Here is a 19872-nt window from a genome sequence, read left to right as displayed (position 1 = left end):
GCCAGCACCACGGCCTGCCAGCACGTGCTGCCGGCGGTCTTGCGCGAGTTCAAGGAGAGCTTCCCCCAATGCGCCATCTCCATCGAGCCGGGCGATACCCCGGAGATGATCGACGCGCTGCGCCAGCATCGCATCGATCTCGCGGTGAATCTCGAACCGCGCCGCGAGGAGCCGCTGGAATTTCGCCCCCTCTTCACCGACGAACTCGTCTTCATCACCAGTCCGCTGCATCCGTGGGCGAAAAGCGGCCGGGTGAACCGCGACGATATCCCGAAGCAACACTACATTCTCTACGGGAAGACGAGCTACACCTTCCAAATGATCGAGACCTATTTCCGCAACGAGCAGATCGTCCTGCACAGCCTGCTCGACCTCGGCAATATGGAAGCGATCAAGGAACTGGTGAAACTCGGCCTCGGCATTTCCATCCTCGCCCCCTGGAGCTGCGTGAAAGAACTGGAGGAAGGCTCGCTGGTCACCCTCCCGCTGGGCAAACGCAAGCTCCGGCGGCGCTGGGGAGTCCTGCACTGGCGCGGCCGCCGCCTCTCGCTGGCGGAGGAAACATTCATCGGGCTTTGCGAGCAGGTGTCGGAACGGTTTAGATGAGCTATCCTTCCGGCAACGATGAATCCCTCCCCCTCCACTCCCCGCCGGCATTTCGCGAGCGATAACTTCGCCGGCATTTGCCCGGAAGCGTGGGCCGCGATGGAGGCCGCGAATGTGGATCACGCACCCAGCTACGGCGAGGATCGCTGGAACCAGGAGGCCGTGCAGCTCATTCGCGAGATCTTCGAGACGGATTGCGAAGTGTTCTTCGTCTTCACCGGCACTTCCGCCAATTCATTGGCCGTCGCCACGACGTGCGCTCCCTTCGAAAGCGTCCTTTGCTCCGAGCACGCGCACCTCATCAGCGACGAATGCGGCGCCACCGGTTTCTTTGCGCACGGTGTCGTCCTCGAAGGATTGCCGGCCGTCCATGGCAAGGTGGCGTATCCGGAATTCGAACGCGGCGCCACCCGGCGCACGGACATCCATCATTCGCGCACGCGCCTGCTGAGTATCACGCAATCCACCGAGCTGGGCACCGTCTATTCCGTGGAGGAAGTCGCCGCCATCGGCAGCGTCGCGGACCGCCTGGGCCTGCGCTTTCACGTGGACGGCGCGCGCTTTGCCAATGCCGTCGCCGCGCTGGGCGTTGCGCCGCGCGCCATCACTTGGGAAGCGGGCGTGGACGTGCTGAGCTTTGGCGGCGCGAAGAATGGCCTGGCCTGTGGCGAAGCGCTGGTTTTCTTCGACCGACACCTCGCGCGCGATTTCGCCTATCGTCGCAAGCAGAGCGGACAACTCGCTTCCAAGATGCGCTTCCTCGCCGCGCCATGGCTCGGCTTGCTGCGCGATGGCGTGTGGCTGCGCCACGCCGGCCACGCCAATGCCATGGCCGCCGAACTGGAGCGCGGCTTGCGCGCCTTGCCCGGCGTTGAGATCGCGCACCCTCGCGAAGCCAATGCGGTCTTCGCGCAGCTCCCACCACAAGTGGTCACCGGTATGCACGCGCGCGGCTGGCAGTTCTACAATGATGTCGGTCCCACCGGCGCCGCCCGCCTCATGTGCGCCTGGGACACGCGGCCGGAAGACGTCGCCGCCTTTGTCGGCGATACGGCGGCATTGGCGAAATAGGGCGCGCTGGCGTAGATTGCAACGGAGGCCCCGATGCACCCCGAGCAACGCAAGATCGCCCGTGTCCTGTTCGACGAGTTTCACAGCGAAAGCTGGTCGATCTCGGAAGAACGCGCCCGCGAGATGGAGCCCGATCGCGCGGCCAATTCCTCCTACCATCTCGCCGCGAGCGTCCTCCAGGCGCGCGATTTCCTCGTCGCGCGCAACCTCGCCCAGCCCCTCCTCCCGGCAGTCCTCGCAGAGACCGATGTGCTCGTGCTGCCGCATCCCTGCGACGCCCGCTGGGAGCGCACCACCTCCCCCGGTTCACCCGCGTTGAGCGAACAGGAAATCAACGCCATCCAGGCTTTTGTGCGCGCAGGCGGCGGGCTGTTGGTGATCACAGAATACGAACACGACAAATACGGCGACAACCTCAACGCGTTACTCGCTCCCGCCGGCCTGCGCATTGAGAACGGCACCGCCTTCGACCGCTCGGCCTGTGTCCACGAGAATGCGGAATGGCTGCTCGCGGAGCCCAGCCCCGGCGCGCCGCTCGTGCACGGCGTCGGGCTGGCCTGTTTCTACCGAACCGGTTGGTGCACCGCCGAAGGCGAGGCCAATATCGCCTGGCAAACCTCGGCCAGGGCCCGCCCCGCGCACGCTGGCTTGATCGCTACCGCCCCGCTCGGCGCCGGGCGCATCGTGCTCGTCACGGACTCCGTGCTCTTTGGCGATGAACATCTCAAGGAGTACCAACACGAGCAGCTTTGGCTGAACATCCTCTACTGGCTGTCGGTCCCGAAAGCCGCCCAGTACTCGGCGCAACGCCTCGCCCCACCCTCGCCGCCAGACGCGTGGCCCCAGTTGAAGACCGCGATCAATCAATTGCGCGCGACGCAAAATCCCGATGGCAGCGTCGCTCCACCCGAGCAGTCCGCCGCCGCGCCACTCGTCTCCGAAGCCATCGCGGCCCTCGCCGCACTCGCTCCGCAATTTCCCCATCAGGCGGAATACTTCGCGCAAGTTCCCCGCGACTTCCACGCGTGGATGGATGCGGGCTTCCCGCACCCGGACTTCGGCAAATCGCTGGCGGTCTTCCAGCCGCAGCAACACCGGCAGGACGGACGCGAGCACCTCGTCCTCTTCCCACTCTACACGCCCAACGCGTCCAGCGACACGCGCTTCGAGGCGCTCATCATGCGCCTACCCTGGCCGGACTGGCTGGCCGGCATGGAACGCAACGCCTACCACAACCCGAAATTCGTTCCCGGCCATCTCGTCGATTTCACCGATGGCTACGCCAGCGAGTGCGCGGTGCTTTTCCCGGAGACAGTCTCCCTCACCGGCCAGCCGTGGAATCATTTCGCCACCATCTTCTGCGACCGCGAAGCACGGCGCTTGCAAAACTGCCTGCGTCGCGCCGCCGGCGTTGTCGGGCTCGAGCTGTTTCCCAAGCTCGAATTCTGGCTCGGCTCGCTCCCGCTCATCGAGGACACCGTGGCGCTCTGGGACCTCATTCACGATGCCTCGCACAGCATGGGCGAGCTGCCGTTCGATCCTTTCATGATCCGGCAGCGCGCCCCATTCTGGATGTACGCTCTCGAGGAATTACGCGTGGACTTGCGCGGTTTCGAGGAAGCCACCCGCCTCGCCGCGGAAGGCTTCCCCTTCGCGCGCTACGTCACGTGGGCCATCCTCCTCGACCGCGTGCTGCGCTTTCCCATCACCGGCTCACGCGTGCGCAACTACGATGCGCTCGGCGGGCAATTGCTCTTCGCCTACCTCCACCAGCACGACATCCTCGTCTGGCGCGACAACCGGCTGACGATCCATTGGGACGCTCTCGCGCGCGGCTTTCACGGTCTGCGCGAGGAGCTGGCCCGTCTCTACAAGAATGCCGCGGACAGCTCGAAGCTCTCTTTCTGGCTGGCCGGCCACGAGCTCATCTCCCGCTACGTCCGCCCCAATGTCGCCTCCCAATGGAAAGCCGGCGAAAGCGTGATCAACGACGAGCGCGACCTGAAGCGCTGGCTCACGCTGGTCCACGAGGATGAATTCCCCCTCGGTAACTTCCACGTCAATCTCCAGCGCAAGCTGGCGTGATTACTTCCGGAAGAACATCCACCCCACCAGCGCCAGGATCGGCAGCAGGACCGGGATGCTGTAGCGGATGATATAGAGAAAAAAGTTGGGCGTGTGGACCTTGGAGTGGTCGACGATGGCCTTGACCATGAAGTTGGGCCCGTTGCCGATGTAGGTCATCGCGCCAAAAAAAACGCTGCCCAGCGACACCGCAATCGCATACGGACCGTGCTGCTGGAGGAATTGCGCCACGTCGGCCGCATCATCGATCTTGAGCCCCTTCAAACCGAAGGCGGCGGTGAGAAATGTGAGATAGGTCGGCGCATTGTCCAGCACGCCGCTCAGGACGCCGCTAAACCAGTAAAAATGGATCGGCTGGGAAATGCCCAGCGCCCCGGCGTGGCATTCGAGATAGTCGAGCGCCGGCACCATCGTGGCGAAGATCCCGGCAAACAGCCACGCGACTTCCTTGATCGGTCCGAAGCTAAAGTGGTTGGCGTCGTGGATCGGCCGCCGCGTGGTCTTGTAGGAACCGACCGCCGCGATCACCATGAGCACCTCGCGCAAGCCTGGTGGCTGCTTGAGAAAGACGGCGGCGAGAATGATGGCCAGCCAGCCGAAGTTGCGCAGCCCTTCGATCTTGAACTCCTCGTGCCCCGTCTGCATCTCGCGGATCTTTTTCGGTGCGGCCAGAAAATTCACCCGATCCAACGCATAGAAAACAGCCACGATGCAGCCCACCGCCGTTGCCCAGGCCGGCAGGCATTTTGCCGTCACCCACCAAAAGGGCACTCCTTTCAAATAGCCGAGAAAGAGCGGCGGATCTCCAATCGGCGTCAGGCACCCGCCGACATTGCTCACGACGAAGATGAAGAATGCCGTATGAAACGTCGTGAAGCGATACTTGTTCATCCGGATCCACGGACGGATGAGCAGCATCGACGCTCCCGTCGTGCCGACGAGATTGGCGAGGATCGCGCCCACGATGAGATAGAGCGCATTGACCGACGGGGTCGCTTCGCCCTTGGTGCGGATGTGAATGCCGCCAGCCACCACAAAGAGCGAGCCGATGAACGAAATGAAGCTTACATACTCCCACGCCACGCCCAGCATGCGCCCCCCGGCGTGCAAACCGACGACATAGTAGAGCGCGGCGACGAGGCCGAGCCCGAAGGCGATCTTCTTGAAATGATGCTCCCAGACTTTCGGCAGGAGCAGCGGCATCGTGGCGATGCACAGCAGCAACGCCGCGAAGGGAATGATGAACAGCGGATTCGGATCGAGAACTGTCCCGGCCCCCAATAGCGTTATCGGAAGAGTTCCCGCCACGCCCCCTTAGAGTGACAGGTAGGCCGAGATCGTAGCCGTCAGCGAGAGTCCGGCGATCCCCGTCATCAGTTGGGCGAGCAGACGCAGGCTCTCATCCTTGCGGCTGCGCCACCAGGTCCCCATCGCCCGGCCGCCAAAGAGCATCGTCGTAAAAAACGGGAGCATGATCGCCCACTCCATCCTCTGGTGGCTCGCGGCGTGGTACGCGGCGAGCAGCATGCAACTGCTGCCAAAGATGGTATTGAGGAAGATGGAGCGGCTGCTGGTCAGGCGCCAGAGATAGCCGCCGAGCAGCAAGACCGCGAGGGAGATGGTGAGCAGGAGAATAACGGTGGGAGTCATAGGGGATGAGGAGTAAATTTCTTGATGATTCGTGCCTGGCGAGCACTGCTTACTGATTACTAACTACTGATTACTTTGTATGCAGTTTCCAGTAATCAGTTAATCAGTAGTTGCCAGGGGGAGCGGGTGGCGAGGGATTGGACCCCGCCACGCCGCGTTGGGTTTATAGGTTGGTGATGGAGTTAGACGGCTTTGTCGCCGGTTTCTTCCGTGCGAATCCGCACGGCTTCAGAGACGGGTGAGATGAAGACTTTACCGTCTCCGATCTTGCCTGTTTTCGCGGCCTTGACGATCGCGGCGGCGGCACTCTCGACGATGGCGTCGGTGACGACGACCTCGATCTTGATCTTCGGGAGAAAATCCACCGTGTATTCACTGCCGCGGTAGATCTCCGTGTGTCCCTTCTGACGGCCGAAGCCTTTTACTTCGGTCACCGTCATGCCCTCCACGCCGATCTCGGCCAGGGCGTCCTTCACCTCTTCCAGCTTGAAGGGCTTGATAATCGCTTCGATTTTTTTCATTCGATTGGGTTCTCCTGCGGGTTCCGCCAGGCCCGGCTGCACAAACCATTAAGCAGCCGGACCCGGACGGAGTACCCTGTAGAGGATTAGTCGACCTTCGGTGACGTACGGTCCGTGAGTTGGAAGTCCGGATAGGCTTCCGCACCCATTTCCGGAATGTCGAGACCCATGATCTCATCTTCGCGCTTCGAGCGGATCGGCACGATCAGGTTCGAGATCTTGAAGAACGCGAACGAGAAGATGAAGATGAAGATGAACAGCGCGCTCACGTCGACGATTTGCGCCATCAATTGCGCTCCGTCTCCCGCGGGTGCGCCGAAGAACGTCCCAAAGATGCCGGTCACGCCCTGGTCGGCCCAGCCTTTGGAGACTAGGTCGTTGTAAGTCTTGAGCATCCCATCCGCGTTCGTGTTGACGATCTGGAAGGCGCCGTCCTTGAATAGCTTGTGCACGCCGCCCCAGCCGGCGCCATAACTGCCGTTGGCAAAGATGCCGACGCTCAGCACGCCCCAGCATCCGCAGACGCCGTGCACCGAGATCGCGCCCACGGGATCGTCGATCCCGCGCTTTTCCCAGAAGAACACCGAGAAGACGACGATGATACCGGCGATGAAGCCGAGGATGACAGCTCCCAGCGAGCTGACGAAGGCGCAAGGCGCGGTAATCGCGACGAGGCCGGCCAGCAGGCCGTTGCAGAGCATGGACGGGTCGGGTTTACCGGTCACGAGATACATCGTGAGCAGTGCGCCAACGGACGCCGCGGCGCCGGCCAGCATGGTATTCACCGCGATCACCGCGATGCGACTGTCGGTGCCCGCGAGCGTGGAGCCGGGGTTGAAGCCGAACCAGCCGAAGGCGAGGATAAACGTACCGAGCATGACCATCGGGATATCGTGGCCAGGCATCGGACGGGCTTTCCCGTCTTTGCCAAACTTGCCCAGGCGCGCTCCGATACAAATGGAGCCAGCGAGGCCAATGACGCCACCGCACATGTGCACCACGCCGGAACCAGCGAAGTCCACCGCACCGTGGCCGAGGGCAAAGTTCTGGCCGAGCTGCGCGAGCCAGCCACCACCCCAGACCCAGTTGCCGTAAATGGCATACGGGAACATGCCGACCCAGAAACCGTAGACGATGAAGTGCTTGAAGTTCCAGCGTTCCGCCATGGCGCCCGTCGGGATGGTCGCCGTGGTATCCATGAAGACCATTTCAAACAGGAACAGCGTGAAGACCGCGGTATCGAACACTGATGGCCCAAGGCAGAAGCCCTTGGTGCCAATGATGCCGAAGGGCTTGCCAAAGATGGTCCAGGTGATACCGCCATCCAGGTTCGCCAGGCCCTGGCCCAGCGGAGGTTGCCAGCCGATTCCCACCGGACCGTTCCAGTAGTTACCGAACATGAACGCGAAGCCGCAGACCCAGAACCCGAGCATGCCGAGGCCATAGATCATGAAGTTCGTCGCCATCACGTGCGCCGCATTCTTGGCGCGGCACAGACCGGTTTCCACCAAGGCAAAACCCGCCTGCATGAACATGACGAGGAAGCCCGTCACCAGCGTCCACATCAGGTTGAGCGAGATTTTGTTGTGGGCCACGTTGGCGATCACTTCGTCCGGCGTCACTTTGCCTTTGCCATCGGGATTGATGGTCGAAGTGTCGGCCGGAATGGGCCATTGGAGATCCATTGCCGTACCGGCGTTGCCACCGTTGATCTTGTCTGTGTTGGCGGTCGTCCCCGTGGAATCCGGCGTGTCCGTTTTCGCCGCGGGTGCAGCGGCCGCATCGGCGGGCGCGGCGGCGGCGGGAGCAGCATCTTTCGGTGCCTCGGCGGCCGGAGCCGGCGCGGCAGCGGGGGGTGCTTCCGGTGGTTTGTCTTGAGCTTGTACGGAAGGTGCCCCGAGCACCATCCAGCCAAGAGCCCCGGCGGTAGCGGCCAGGAGCGCCATTCGTTGGCGTAGTTTCATATAGCGATAATGGATGTCTGTGTTGTTGGTGGTTAAAAGTGCTCTCGCCGTTCCAACAGCTACAGACCGCTACGCCACGGGGAAAATCCGGTCATGAGTATGTGGAGATTCGAGAGCACTAATCTTGGTTGTAGAACCGGGCGTGATGACCGGTTCGATTGCGTCGCCACGGCTTAGCAGCACTTATGCCAATGAAATCAGAGACTTGCTCCCGGTTAATTTCCTCTCTGTAAATCATTAACCCCCTTCCCGTCTGAACTTACAACTGACCGCCCGATCCGGCGCGTCCCCCGCTCAATTCACGCCAAAATGCGCAAATCAAACCACCAACTTGTAACGGACGCCATTACACACCACATATCATGCACTGCACGTGCTATTTGCGTGGCATTTTTCCTTCGCCCCAAGCCGAAATTGCACTGGGGGTCGGCGCGGATGGAAAAGAGATAACCATCCCTCCCACTGCGGTAACATTCCTTTTCTGATCGCTCGCCCGCCTGCCTTCGACCGAGCACTCCTGCACTTTTTCCGCAATGGAGCCAACAGAGCCAATGGAGCAATGCACTTTTTTTGTCGAGTTGGGGCAAGATGGGCGCATGCAAATAAACCCCGAGTATTCCACCCGTACGGGCAAGATCGCCCGCCTCCCGCAAGCCATCCGCCAGCGGCTCAACGAACGTCTCGCCGATGGCGAGCCCCAGCAACTCCTCGTCGCCTGGCTCAATGAAATGGACACCATCCAGGAACGCCTGGAGGAACTCTTCGAGGGTCGGCCCATCACCGAGCAAAACCTCAGCGACTGGAAACAAGGCGGCTTCCTCGACTGGCAGCGCAGCCAGGAAGCCCGCGGTCTGGTCCTCGAGTGCTTGAGTGAAGTCGAGGAACTGGGCAACGAAATCGGCGAGGAGGCCCTGCTGGACCGCGTGACCACCATGGTGGCCGTCGTCCTGTTGCGGCTCTTCCGCGAGGCGGCCACCGCCGAGAGCGGCCCGCAGCAACGCCAGGCGGTGCTGGAACTGGCCCGCGAGATGGCCCGGTTGCGCCGGGGCGATCATCAGCGCCAGCACCTGCGCCTGCTCACCGAGCGGGAGCGCCGGGAGACGCCGTCGGAATACGAGCGCGACCGCCTCCTGCAAATCGAACTGCAACGCCAATCCGAGCAGGAAGAGGAGACGTGGAGCATGCGCGCCGACGCGTTGCGCGCGGAATATGTCGTCGGGCGGAAAAACGGGGCGCTCACCCCGGAACGCCAGGAGTGGATCGAGGGGTTCTTTGAGGCCAATCCCGACTTGGGTGACCTGCCGAAGGAAGTCGATCCTCTCGAAGAGGCGAAGGGCAAGGTCGAAGAAGAGGGCCGCCCGCAGCCGGCCAAGCGGAAGGCGCGCGGAAAGGCTCACCCGGAACCGCCGGAAAGCACTGACCAACACCCCGCCGATCCAGTGTAATCGTGCCCAGTCGTGCCTAATCGTGTCAGAAATTCTTCCGGCCCATGCCGCTCAGCGACCGGAAAAGGAATGCCAGCGAATCACACAGATCACACGAATGAAAAGGATTCCATTCGTGTCATTCGCGTGATTTGCGGGCCAAAGTTTTCAGGTCGCTCACGCCCGCGGGTGGGCGTCGTCGTAGGCGGTTTTCAGGCGCTCGATAGTCACATGCGTGTAGATCTGCGTGGTCGAAAGGCTGGCGTGACCGAGCAGCGATTGCACGCTGCGCAGGTCGGCCCCGGCATCGAGCAGATGCGTGGCAAAGCTATGCCGCAGCTTGTGCGGGCTGAGCTTGATCGGGATGCTGGTGTGCGGCAGGTAGCGCTTCAGCACCAGCCACACGTTCGGATGGGCCATGCGGCGGCGCAGTTTGCTGATGAAGAGCGGCCCCGCGTGGACGTTCGCTTCCTGCCGGTACTTCTGGATCGCCGCCAGGGCCGGCGCGCCGACGGGCACGACGCGTTCCTTGCGCCCCTTGCCCAGCACGCGCACGCTTTCCGAATACATGTCCACGCTGCTCACATCGAGCGCCACCAGTTCCGCGAGACGCAGCCCGCTGCTGTAGAAAAGCTCCAGGATCGCCGCATCGCGTGCGGGCATCCAGACCGGGGCGCGCCCGGATTTCTCGATGCGCAACGGGGCGGTGAGCAGTTCGTCGATCTGCTTCGCCGTGAGCACCAGCGGCAGCTTTTTCTCCAGCTTCGGCAGTTGCACTTCCTTGAGCGGATTGTCGGTCAGCCCGTGCCGCTCGGTGAGGAATTTATAAAACGTGCGCAGCGCCGCGAAGTGCAGGCGAATGGTCGGCCGGGCGATGCCGCGCTTGGCGCAATCGAACAAATAGCGCCGGAAATGATCCGGCGTCAGTTCCTTCCACGCGGGCAGATTCGGCGTCTTGCGGATTTCCGCGAGGGCGTGCCGGTAGTTGATGAGGGTGCGCGGCGAGGAATTGCGCTCCACCTCGAGGAAGCGGAAAAAATCATCGGCGAAGCGATCGCGATTGGGGCGTTTCAAGACGCCGGGAAGGTAGGCGACGAAAGACCTGCTGGCCAGCCCGCTGCGAACGGAACTTTGCTTTTACCGCAAAGGGCGCAGACGGATGGGATCTCTCATCTCTTTCTCTGCGAGCCTCTGCGTCCTTTGCGCTCTCTGCGGTCAATCAAACCGCGCTACTTCAATGCAGGCAACGCCCAGCACGAATCGCCCATCGCCAGCGGGGCGTTGCGACTACTTCTTCCCGATCAGCGGCTTCAGCTCGCTGGGCTGGCCGGTCGAGCCGACATCGCCCTTGCGCGAGGTGCCGCGCACGAAGGACAGCGTGGCCGAGCGCTTCTCCACCTTGTCGGGCGATTGCGCCACGATCGGGATCGCGAAGTCGCCGTCCGGCAGCGTGAAGTGGTAGCGGAAGGTCCCATCGGGCGCGAGTTTGATCTCCTGCCCATCGACCCACACGGTCGCATCCGGATGCGTGCCGCCATAGAAAATGATCTCCGCGTTGACGTGCATGTAGAAGCCGCGCTCGCGCTTCACGCTGAAGGGCTGCGCACTCCAGCTCGCACCGATGCCGCTGAAGAGACTCGTCGTCGTCGGCCCGAGGGTGTCGAGCAATGCGCCGGAAAGCCCGCTGGCACTCTCGCTGTGCAGCTTTTGCTGGAGTTGCTTGCGCAGAAGCTGGTCGATCTCTTCCGAGCCGAGGCCGAGGCCGTCGACGAGCGTGTCGCCGAGCAGGGCGGCGAGGAGGCGCTTCTGGTCTTCGTTCCAGGTCGGCGCGAGGCCGGCACGGAATTCCAGGCGGCCTTCGCCCGCGATCCGGGCCAGCGCTTCGATGAGGCTTTCGCCTTCCTGCATCTTCTCCTTCACCATCTCGAGCAACCGCTCGAAGGTCAGATGCGCGGGCACCGTCGCAAAATCCGCAGCGCCGTCGTCGGCCAGCGCATCGGCCGGCGTCACCGCCACGCCCGATTGCACCGCCATCTGCCACTGGCCGGCCTTGTTGAAAAAGCCGATCTCCGCGAAGTAGGCCGTGTCCGGGCTGTTCACCGCGACGTACCAATTGCGCGCCTCGGGATTGATCTCCACCAGCGCCGCATCCGCACCCGCGGTGGTTGTCACCTTGAGGAAAAATTGCTTCGCCCCACCGCGAAAATCGCTCGCCGGATACTTCGCCCAATTGAAATCCCAATAGCTGAACAGCCAGCGCGGATCACGCGCCACGAGAAACAGCGTGTCCTCAAAATACGTCTCGGGCAATTGCCCCAGGTCCTCGTAAGCGGGTACGGCCGGGCCCGTGCTTTCCGTCGCCGATCCGATCTCGAACTTATGCACTTCCACTTCTTCCACGCTGGCGCTCACCGGCTCCTTGGCGATCTGGAAGGCACCGTTCTTTTTTGCGGCCGTCGAGGCGCTGCTTTTCGTTGGATCGGGATTGGATTCGGGCATAGTGATATCTCTTCGTTACGACGCGGTCTGCTTGGACGTCCCGCGCCGTGTATCGGTTCAATCTTTTCCCGTCAACACATTTATCCCATTTTGCGCCCAATCTTTACAATTACGTGTCACACGTAAGCGTAAACCTGACTAATTCCTGTATTATTCTAACTCATGTTGACCAAACGCGTCATTCCCTGCCTTGATGTTCACGATGGAAAAGTGACCCGCGGCGTCCAATTTGGCCGCGCCGAGGACGGTGGCCTCCGCAATGTCGGCGATCCCGTGGATCTCGCCATCCGCTACAACGACCAGGGGGCCGATGAAATGGTCTTCTTCGACATCACCGCCAGCGCACACGGGCGCTCCACGATGATCGACGTGATCCAGCGCACGGCTGCGCATTGCTTCATGCCGCTGACCGTCGGCGGCGGCATCCGCACGACCGAGGACATGCACGCCCTGCTCCACGCCGGCGCGGACAAAGTGAGCATCAATTCCAGCGCCATCGCCACGCCGGAATTGATCAGCGCGGGCGCGGAGAAGTTCGGCAGCCAGTGCATCGTCGTGAGCATCGACGCCAAGAAGACGGCGCCCGACCGTTGGGAAGTCTTCGTGCAAGGCGGACGCAAGCCCACCGGCCTCGACGCCATCGCCTGGGCGGTGGAAGCCGTGCAACGTGGCGCGGGCGAGATCGTCCTCAATTCCATCGACGCCGATGGCACCAAGGCCGGCTACGATCTCACCATCACCCGTCGCATCAGCGAAGCCGTGGGCGTTCCAGTGGTGGCCAGTGGTGGCGCGGGCACGCTCGCCCACATGGCGGAAGTCCTCGACGCGGGCAAGGCGGACGCCGTCCTCGCCGCGAGCATCTTCCACTTCGGCACCTACACCGTCGGGGACGTGAAGCACTACCTCGCGGAACATGGCGTACCGGTGCGCCTGCCGGAAACCGTCAGCGCCTAGCGGTGGTGGCTCCCGCCACCGCCACCGCAATTCCGAGCAAACGATCGCAATCCCAAGCAAGCCAGCCTTCGCCTGCGTCCGCTAGCATCGCCGCCTCATGAACCTCCGCACCCGTTCCGCCGCGACCATTCTCGCGGCGCTGCTCCTCATCGCCGCTACAAGTTCCCTTCGCGCTGGCGACACCGGTAAAGCCACCGTCACCGCCACGCCCGACACGCACTACGGCCTCTTCGGCCTGCTTGATCATCGCAGCTCCTACGGCACGGGAGTGATCCCCGAGCCCATGCTGATCGACGAGACGGATGTGGATGACGAATTCCGCGTCGATTGGTTCCATGCCAGGGCCGGCTCGGCCCGGACCGATGAAGGGAAGATCGAATTGGAAAAGTCGTTTGGCTTGGTCACTTTGGAAATCGAATTGCCCTATGAGCGCCACTCGTCGCCCGATGGCGTCGAGCGAGGCATGAGCAACGTCGACATCGGCGTGCGCGCCCCGGTCTTTCAGTACGTTTCGCCCAATGAATTCTTTGACACCACCTTTGGCGTGGCTTTCGAAGTTGGCATCCCCACCACCTCGCAGGTGAGCAAGAATGCCGAGTGGGTGCCCAAGGTTTTCAATGACTTGCGCTTCGGCTCCCATGTTTCGCTCCAGTCGATCTGCGGTCTCTCCATGCTCTCCGGCCCGGGGGAAGACAGCGGCTTGCATGTGTTTGAGTACGGCTTCGTTTTCGGCGTCACCTTCCAGCACAAGGAACTGCCGATCCCGGGAGTGCAGCAGTTCATTCCCCTGTTCGAAATCTCCGGCGAGAAGCAACTCAACCATGGCGAAGCGCACAACAGCCTTCTGGCCAACGCGGGCTTTCGCGTGAACCTGAAAGCCATCGGCTCCATTCAGCCCCGCCTCGGCGTGGGCTACGTCTTCCCGATGAATGAAGTGGCCCGCGAAGACATCCACCACGGGATCTACACGAGCCTGGTCTTCGAGTTCTAACGCGCGGGTGATCCGGCCGGGTCGGCTACATCGCGATAGAGATAAGTTGTCCCAAAATCATGACGGATCGTCTCCAGCTGCAGTTTACGGCCGGGAGCGGGCTTCGGCGGCTGGCTCGCGCAACTGGCGAGAGTCAGCAGGCTGGCGAGAAGCAAGAAGGGCAAGACGGGCTTCATCGGTGGGAACCTCGCATATTGCCGACCATCAATCACCTCTTTAGCATGACCACATGAGTGCCGACCCATCGCCCGAGTGCTGCCAGATCGATCGCCGGGGCTTCCTGCTCCTCACGGCCACGGCCGTCGTCGCCGCGGGTTGCGAGGCCGTCCATTCCGGCAGCAACCCGGCGCCGGGCAGCGCGCGCGTCGTCGATGCCGGCCCGGCGAGTGGCTATGCGAACGAAGGCGTCTATGCCCAGTACCGCGCTCTCGGATTCTTCCTCGTCCGGCGTGGTAGCCAGTTCACCGCTCTCTCCTCGCTTTGCACTCACCGGCATTGCAAACTCGATGCCGAAGCGGACCACACGTTCTATTGCCCCTGCCACGGCTCGACCTTCGATCCCACGGGCAAGGTGACCGAAGGCCCGGCGAAGCGTCCCCTGCCCGTCTTCGCCACCTCCACCGACGCGCGCGGCCACCTGCTCGTGACAGTCACTGGCTAACCGGCGCCTTCCACGGCTGCAATGATGCGCACCGCTTGCGCGGCGGCGCGGACATGGTGGACGCGGAAAATGTGGGCGCCCCGCAGCATCCCTTGGACGATGCAAGCCACGGTCCCGGCATCGCGTTCCGCCGCGTTGGGCAGCCCGAGCACTTCGCCGATCACGGTCTTGCGGGACACCGGCAGCAGGATCGGACGGCCGAATTGGTGCAGGCGGTCGAGCTCACGATAGATGCGCAGGTTGTCGCCACGCTGCTTGGCGAAATCGATGCCGGGATCGAGGAGGATTGCCTCGCGCGCCACCCCGGCCCGCTCGGCGAGGGCGATTTTCGCGGCGAAGAACTCCTCGAGGCGCGCCATGATGTCGTCGTAGCCGACATGGGTGTGCGCGACCTTCGGCTCCCCGACGGTGTGCATGATGAGCAGCGCCGCTCCCGAGTCGGCGCACAGGCGGGCATTCTCATCGGTGGGCAGGCCGCTGATGTCATTGAGCAATTCGCCGCCGCGGGGAAGCACCTGGCGGATGACGCCCGGCCGCCAGGCATTGATCGAAAGGAGCGGCGAGGGCGTGCCGGTCGGTCTGTCTTCACGCAACTCCGGCCAGCGTTCGATGAAGCGCCGCAGTTGCGCGGCCTCCTCTTCCTCGGGAATGGGGCCGCGATTGGTCCGTGCGCTTTCGGCGCCGATGTCGATGATGTCCGCGCCGTCGGCCAGTTGCTGGCGGGCGCGAGTGAGGGCGGCATCGATGTCCGTCACCCCATCGCCGCTGAAGGAATCGGCCACGAGATTGACGATACCCATGACCAGCGGACGCACCGGGAACTCGATCGAGACATCGCGCAGGACCAGCTTCACGGCAGCGGCACGAAGGAAAGCTGCCGCTGCGCGAACCGGCCCGTCTGCGTATAGCCCGCCGCCTTGGCAAGGGCCACAGCTTCCGCAAACCCAGCACCTAATTCCTCGACAGCATGAGCATCCGAATTGATCAGCAACGGCACCCCGGCCTTGGCCGCGAGTTCGATAAACTCGCGCGCGGGATATTGCTCGCGGCAATCCTTGCGCCACCCGGCGGTGTTGATCTCGTAGGGCGTCTTCGTCTCGGCCAGGGCAGCGATGGCGGGTTCGTAGAAGCGGCGCAGATCCCCTTCGGGACGAAACCCGAACTTCTTGGGCAGGTCGGGGTGCGCGACGAAATCGAACAACCCACTGCGTATACACTGCTCGTAACCCTGCCAGTAACTCGTCCAGATCTCCTCGGCGTGACCCACGTGCCGACCGACGTACTTCGGGTTGTCGACCTCCAGGCCGTCGCGCAGGTAATGCACGCTGCCGATGAAATAGTCCCACTTCGCCATGACGGCGAGCTCCTCGATCCAGGCTTCGCGACCCGCGAGGAAATCGCACTCCAGGCCGACGCGAATGGAAAGCTGGGGATATTCGGCCCGTGCCTTCTCCACTTCCTCCAGATAGCGCGGCAGGTCTTCGCGGAGCATGCGCCAGTCATCGAAATACTCTGGCATCGGGTTGTGATCGGCAAAGCCCAGTTCGCCCAGGCCGAGTTCCACGGCACGCCGCGCAAACTCGACCGGCCAGCCCGTGGCGTGGTGGCAAAGCGGGGTGTGAACATGATAATCGGCGAGCGCGGAAAACATCGGTTGGGGCCAATTTGGCGGAACATTCCGGATGAAGCACGCGCGAACTCTCCGCTTGCCGCGAATCGGCGGTGCGGCCAACCTTGTGCCCGCATGAGATTTATCGAGACCGTCTTCCAAAAACTGAAGCGGCACCCCAAACGCATCGTCTTCCCCGAAGGCACCGAGCCGCGCGTGCTGCGCGCCGCCGCGCGCTTCGTGAAATTGCAGCTCGGCGCGCCGGTGGTGCTCGGGCGCAAGGAGGACATCGAGAAGATCGCCCTCGCCGAGGACGTGAGCCTCGACCACATCGGCATCATCGATCCCGCGACCTCGTCCGAGTTGCCCTCCTTTGTCGCGCGGCTGGAGAAGCTCAAGCGTTACCGCGATCTTGGCGCCAAGCAGGCCACCGAGATTCTGGCCAACCCGAATTACTTCGGCGCGATGATGGTGCAGTACGGGCAGGTAGACGGCTTGGTCACGGGCGCCCGGGAAACCGCCAGCAGCGCGCTGCGACCGCTCATCCAGCTCATCAAGCCACTGCCGACCACGACGAGCATCTCCAGTTGCATGATGCTCGACCTTTCCAACAAGCGCTACGGCGAGCGCGGCGTCATGATCTTCGGCGATTGCGCGGTCATCCCCGATCCCTCGGTCGAGCAACTTTCCGACATTGCCGTGCAGGCCGGCACGATCTGCCGCCAGCTCACCGGCAACAAACCGCGCATTGCCTTGCTCAGCTTTTCGACCAAGGGCAGCGCCAGCCTGGCCTCGCCACAAAAGGTGGCCGCCGCGACCGCGCTCGCCCGCAAGAAAGCCGAAGAGCAGATGCTCGAGATGGAGATCGATGGCGAGTTGCAGGCCGACACCGCGTTGCTGCCGGACCTGGCCTCGCGCAAGGCGCCCACCAGCCTCGTGGCCGGCAAAGCCAACGTGCTCGTCTTCCCGGACCTGAACAGCGGCAACATTGGCGCCAAGCTCGTGCAGTATCTCGCCGGCGCGGAAACCTACGGGCAAATCCTGCTCGGCCTTTCGCGTCCTTGCGCCGATCTCTCGCGCGGCGCGACTGAAGACGACATCCTCGGCGTCGCGGCGATCCTCGGCTTGCAGGCCATCGAATACCGCAAGCTCTACCCCCCAAACACCCCCAGCGAAGCCTGATGAAAACGAACATCTGCGCCTCGCATGAATAGCGTCACCCCTCGTCTCTTCGTCGCCGCGACTGAGCAGAACGCGGGCAAAACCACCACTTCGCTCGGGCTCTTTTCCGCCCTGCAAAAGCGCCTCGGACGCATCGGCTTCATCAAGCCGGTGGGCCAGCGCTTCGTCGAGGTGGAGGGCAAGCGGATCGACGAGGACTCCGTGCTCATCGACCAGACCTTCGGCGTCCGCACGCCCCTCGAAGCCATGAGCCCGATCGCGGTGGAGCCGGACTTTACGCGGCGATATATCGAGGATTCCAACAACGAATTCCTCGTGCGGCGCATCCAGCACTCCTTCGACCGCGCGGCTTGGGAAAAGGACTTCGTCATCATCGAGGGCACCGGTCATGCGGGTGTCGGCTCCGTGTTCGATCTCTCCAATGCCCGCGTGGCCAAGCTGCTCGGCAGCAAAGTCCTGCTCATTGCCGGCGGCGGCATCGGCAAGCCGATCGACGAGGTGGCCTTGAACAAAGCGCTCTTCGACAAGGAAGGCGTGGAGTTGGTCGGCGTGATTCTGAACAAGATCATCCCGGAGAAATACGATTACGTCTGCGACTTCGCCCGGCGCGGGCTCAAGCGGCTCGGCATCGACCTGATCGGCGCCATTCCCGAGGAGCCGATCCTCGCCAATGCGACGCTCGGCCAGATCTGCAAGACGACTCGCGGACAATTCATCAATGGCAAAACAAAATCGCGCCGGCGCGTGCAGAAGATCGTCATTGGGGCGATGAACTCCGGCCACGCCATGGCGCATTTCAAACCCGGCACGCTGATCATCACTCCGGGCGACCGCGAAGATGTGATCCTCGCCGCGCTTTCCTCCAGCACCTTGAGCGAGAACGACGGTCATTCCATCGCCGGGCTCGTGTTGTCCGGCGATCTCGTCCCGAATTCCCCGATCATGGAGCTGCTGAAAAACTCCGACGTGCCCACCATCGCCTCACCGCTCGACAGCTACACCGTGGCCAGCAGCATTCATTCGATGACGGTCAAGACCCTCCCCGGCGACGTGGAGAAAATCGACAAGATCCAATCTCTCGTCGATCGCTACGTGGAAGTGGATCGGTTGCTCGGGAAGCTTCAGGAGGCCAGTGAGTAGTAATCAGTGGTCAGTGACTGAATACTGATTACTGATCACTTCCACCCCGCTAATCCCGCGGCGTCTCCTGCTTCGGCTCCACGGGTTCCGCGCGGCGCACTTCCATGTCTTCCTGCGGGTCGGGTTTGTCCGGCTTGTCCGCTTTCTTTTTCTTTGCCTTCTTGTCCCTGGCTTCGTCCTGGAAGACTTCGCGCAGGACTTTGCCGATGAGCGGCGCAGCCACGGTGCCGCCGTGGACTTCGGCGTTGCTGACATCGCTCTCGAACAGTGCGGCGAACGCATACTTCGGTTTGTCCCCCGGGGCGAAGCCGGAGAACCAGGCGGCAGTGCGTTCCTTGCTTTTCGGGCCCCATTGCGCGGTACCGGTCTTGCCCGCGACCTTCACATTCGGCACCGAGGCCTTGCCCGCGGTCCCATTGGCGTCCGAGACCACCTGCACCATGCCGCGCTTCACCTCCTTCAAGATCTTCGGCTCGAAATCGATCTGCGAACGAGCCCGCACCCCATAGGCCGTGACGATCTTGCCATCGATGCTCTGCACCTGGCGCACGAGACGCGTCTGGTAAAAAGTGCCGCCATTGCCGACGACGGCCATGGCCTGCGCGAGTTGCAGCGGCGTAACCAGTACGTCGCCCTGACCGATGGAAAAGTTCGCCAAGTCACCGTCGAGCATCTTGCGCCCGTGCACTTTCTTCATGAACTCATCGGTCGGAATGCGCCCTTCGTTCTCCGCCGCCAGGGGAATGCCGGTGCGCGCCGAAACCCATTTTCAACGCCCAATCACCCATCTTGCGGCTGCCCGTCTTGATCCCCACTTGATAGAACCACGTGTCGCACGATTGCGTGAGCGCATCGGCAAAGTTCAACGAACCCGCGCCGGTCTTCTTCCAGTTGCGGAAGGTCATGTGGCCGATCTCCATCGACGAGGGGCAACTAAACTCGCTGTCCGTCTCGATGACATGCTCCTGCAAGGCCGCAATACCCACCGGAATCTTGAACGTCGAACCGGGTGGGTAAGAAGAACGATACGCCCGCGGCAGCAGCGGAATCTGCGGATCGTCCTGCAACGCCTTGAAGGCATCGGAGGAGATATTCGGGATGAACCAATTCGGATCGATCGTCGGCCACGAAACCATGGCGAGGATGTCCCCGTTGTTCGGGTCCACGATGACCAGTGCGCCGCGCTTCACTCCCTTTTCGAGGGTCTGCTCGCAGAGCCGTTGCAGGTCGAGATCGAGCGTGGTGACGACGTTGTAGCCCGGCTGTGGAGGGAGCACGACCTGCTCGCTCGCCTTCCGTCCGCTCGGGTCGAAGGTGATGTTGTACTGGCCCTCCTTGCCTTGCAGTTGATCGTCGAAAGTTTGCTCCAGGCCTTCGCGCCCTTCCGCGCCGGGCCAGAGCACCTCGTTGTTCTGGATCGGCCCATCGGGCATGCGCCCGGTGCGCCCCGCGTAACCGATGATATGGCCGGCCAGTCCGCCATTCGGATAGTAGCGCTGGTAGGTCGGGAGCAGC

At 62.6% G+C, this 19872-nt stretch carries 18 protein-coding genes and 1 pseudogene; 9 read left to right on the top strand and 10 right to left on the bottom strand.

Features of this window, described 5'->3' with window-relative positions:
* The 3 genes from ABJF10_RS16520 to ABJF10_RS16510 form a co-directional block, all read left to right on the top strand.
* Positions 1–606 (top strand): LysR family transcriptional regulator substrate-binding protein (locus tag ABJF10_RS16520; RefSeq protein ID WP_348545692.1); only part of this gene is annotated, 606 nt, incomplete at its 5' end.
* Between the two features lie 18 nt (positions 607–624).
* Entirely contained in the window at positions 625–1677 is a 1053-nt protein-coding gene (locus tag ABJF10_RS16515) for a low specificity L-threonine aldolase (protein ID WP_348545691.1), read from the top strand.
* A gap of 33 nt (positions 1678–1710) precedes the next feature.
* Positions 1711–3762, top strand: a complete 2052-nt coding sequence (locus tag ABJF10_RS16510) for a DUF6421 family protein (protein ID WP_348545690.1) — start codon at positions 1711–1713, stop codon at positions 3760–3762.
* Here ABJF10_RS16510 and ABJF10_RS16505 read toward each other — a convergent pair whose 3' ends face one another.
* The 4 genes from ABJF10_RS16505 to ABJF10_RS16490 all read right to left on the bottom strand — a co-directional run bounded on the left by ABJF10_RS16505 (position 3763) and on the right by ABJF10_RS16490 (position 7897).
* On the bottom strand, positions 3763–5070 hold the full coding sequence (locus tag ABJF10_RS16505; RefSeq protein WP_348545689.1) for a sodium:proton antiporter: 1308 nt from the start codon (positions 5068–5070) through the stop codon (positions 3763–3765).
* Between the two features lie 6 nt (positions 5071–5076).
* Positions 5077–5412 carry a hypothetical protein gene (locus tag ABJF10_RS16500; protein WP_348545688.1) on the bottom strand — a complete coding sequence of 112 codons (336 nt, stop codon included), beginning with the start codon at positions 5410–5412 and terminating at the stop codon, positions 5077–5079.
* Positions 5413–5594: 182 nt separating this feature from the next.
* Positions 5595–5933, bottom strand: coding sequence for a P-II family nitrogen regulator (locus ABJF10_RS16495; protein WP_348545687.1), 339 nt, complete (start codon positions 5931–5933; stop codon positions 5595–5597).
* An 86-nt stretch (positions 5934–6019) separates the two neighbouring features.
* A complete protein-coding gene (locus ABJF10_RS16490; RefSeq protein ID WP_348545686.1) occupies positions 6020–7897 on the bottom strand; it encodes an ammonium transporter in 1878 nt (625 codons plus the stop codon).
* A 596-nt stretch (positions 7898–8493) separates the two neighbouring features.
* Between ABJF10_RS16490 and ABJF10_RS16485 the strand changes: the two genes are divergently transcribed.
* Entirely contained in the window at positions 8494–9342 is an 849-nt protein-coding gene (locus ABJF10_RS16485; protein WP_348545685.1) for a hypothetical protein, read from the top strand.
* A 156-nt stretch (positions 9343–9498) separates the two neighbouring features.
* Here the strand turns inward: ABJF10_RS16485 and ABJF10_RS16480 are convergent, their stop codons facing one another.
* Entirely contained in the window at positions 9499–10395 is an 897-nt protein-coding gene (locus ABJF10_RS16480) for a tyrosine recombinase XerC (protein WP_348545684.1), read from the bottom strand.
* Between the two features lie 213 nt (positions 10396–10608).
* Positions 10609–11820 carry a DUF4912 domain-containing protein gene (locus ABJF10_RS16475; RefSeq protein ID WP_348545683.1) on the bottom strand — a complete coding sequence of 404 codons (1212 nt, stop codon included), beginning with the start codon at positions 11818–11820 and terminating at the stop codon, positions 10609–10611.
* A 162-nt stretch (positions 11821–11982) separates the two neighbouring features.
* Between ABJF10_RS16475 and hisF the strand changes: the two genes are divergently transcribed.
* Positions 11983–12774 carry an imidazole glycerol phosphate synthase subunit HisF gene (hisF, locus tag ABJF10_RS16470; RefSeq protein WP_348545682.1) on the top strand — a complete coding sequence of 264 codons (792 nt, stop codon included), beginning with the start codon at positions 11983–11985 and terminating at the stop codon, positions 12772–12774.
* 97 nt (positions 12775–12871) lie between these two features.
* On the top strand, positions 12872–13765 hold the full coding sequence (locus ABJF10_RS16465; RefSeq protein WP_348545681.1) for a hypothetical protein: 894 nt from the start codon (positions 12872–12874) through the stop codon (positions 13763–13765).
* Here ABJF10_RS16465 and ABJF10_RS16460 read toward each other — a convergent pair.
* Positions 13762–13941, bottom strand: coding sequence for a hypothetical protein (locus ABJF10_RS16460; protein WP_348545680.1), 180 nt, complete (start codon positions 13939–13941; stop codon positions 13762–13764). The genes ABJF10_RS16465 and ABJF10_RS16460 overlap by 4 nt on opposite strands.
* Positions 13942–13994: 53 nt before the next feature.
* Between ABJF10_RS16460 and ABJF10_RS16455 the strand changes: the two genes are divergently transcribed.
* Positions 13995–14426 (top strand): Rieske 2Fe-2S domain-containing protein, encoded by a 432-nt coding sequence (locus tag ABJF10_RS16455; protein WP_348545679.1) that lies wholly within the window; start codon positions 13995–13997, stop codon positions 14424–14426.
* Here ABJF10_RS16455 and folP read toward each other — a convergent pair.
* Together folP and ABJF10_RS16445 are read right to left on the bottom strand one after the other, a co-directional pair.
* Positions 14423–15280 carry a dihydropteroate synthase gene (gene folP / locus ABJF10_RS16450; RefSeq protein ID WP_348545678.1) on the bottom strand — a complete coding sequence of 286 codons (858 nt, stop codon included), beginning with the start codon at positions 15278–15280 and terminating at the stop codon, positions 14423–14425. The genes ABJF10_RS16455 and folP overlap by 4 nt on opposite strands.
* Positions 15277–16077 (bottom strand): histidinol-phosphatase, encoded by an 801-nt coding sequence (locus ABJF10_RS16445; protein WP_348545677.1) that lies wholly within the window; start codon positions 16075–16077, stop codon positions 15277–15279. The genes folP and ABJF10_RS16445 overlap by 4 nt, the downstream gene beginning before the upstream one ends.
* A 93-nt stretch (positions 16078–16170) precedes the next feature.
* Here ABJF10_RS16445 and ABJF10_RS16440 point away from each other — a divergent pair, with 93 nt between their 5' ends.
* On the top strand, positions 16171–17217 hold the full coding sequence (locus ABJF10_RS16440) for a phosphate acyltransferase (RefSeq protein WP_348545676.1): 1047 nt from the start codon (positions 16171–16173) through the stop codon (positions 17215–17217).
* Positions 17218–17241: 24 nt separating this feature from the next.
* Positions 17242–18357, top strand: coding sequence for an AAA family ATPase (locus ABJF10_RS16435; protein WP_348545675.1), 1116 nt, complete (start codon positions 17242–17244; stop codon positions 18355–18357).
* 49 nt (positions 18358–18406) lie between these two features.
* Here the strand turns inward: ABJF10_RS16435 and ABJF10_RS16430 are convergent.
* A pseudogene (locus tag ABJF10_RS16430) lies at positions 18407–19817 on the bottom strand (penicillin-binding transpeptidase domain-containing protein).
* Positions 19818–19872 lie beyond the last annotated feature (55 nt).

The sequence above is a fragment of the Chthoniobacter sp. genome, assembly GCF_040003245.1.
In the GTDB taxonomy this organism is placed as follows: Bacteria; Verrucomicrobiota; Verrucomicrobiia; order Chthoniobacterales; family Chthoniobacteraceae; genus Chthoniobacter.
Note: the sequence above shows the minus strand (reverse complement) of the source record. Positions and strands in the feature narration are given on the sequence as shown.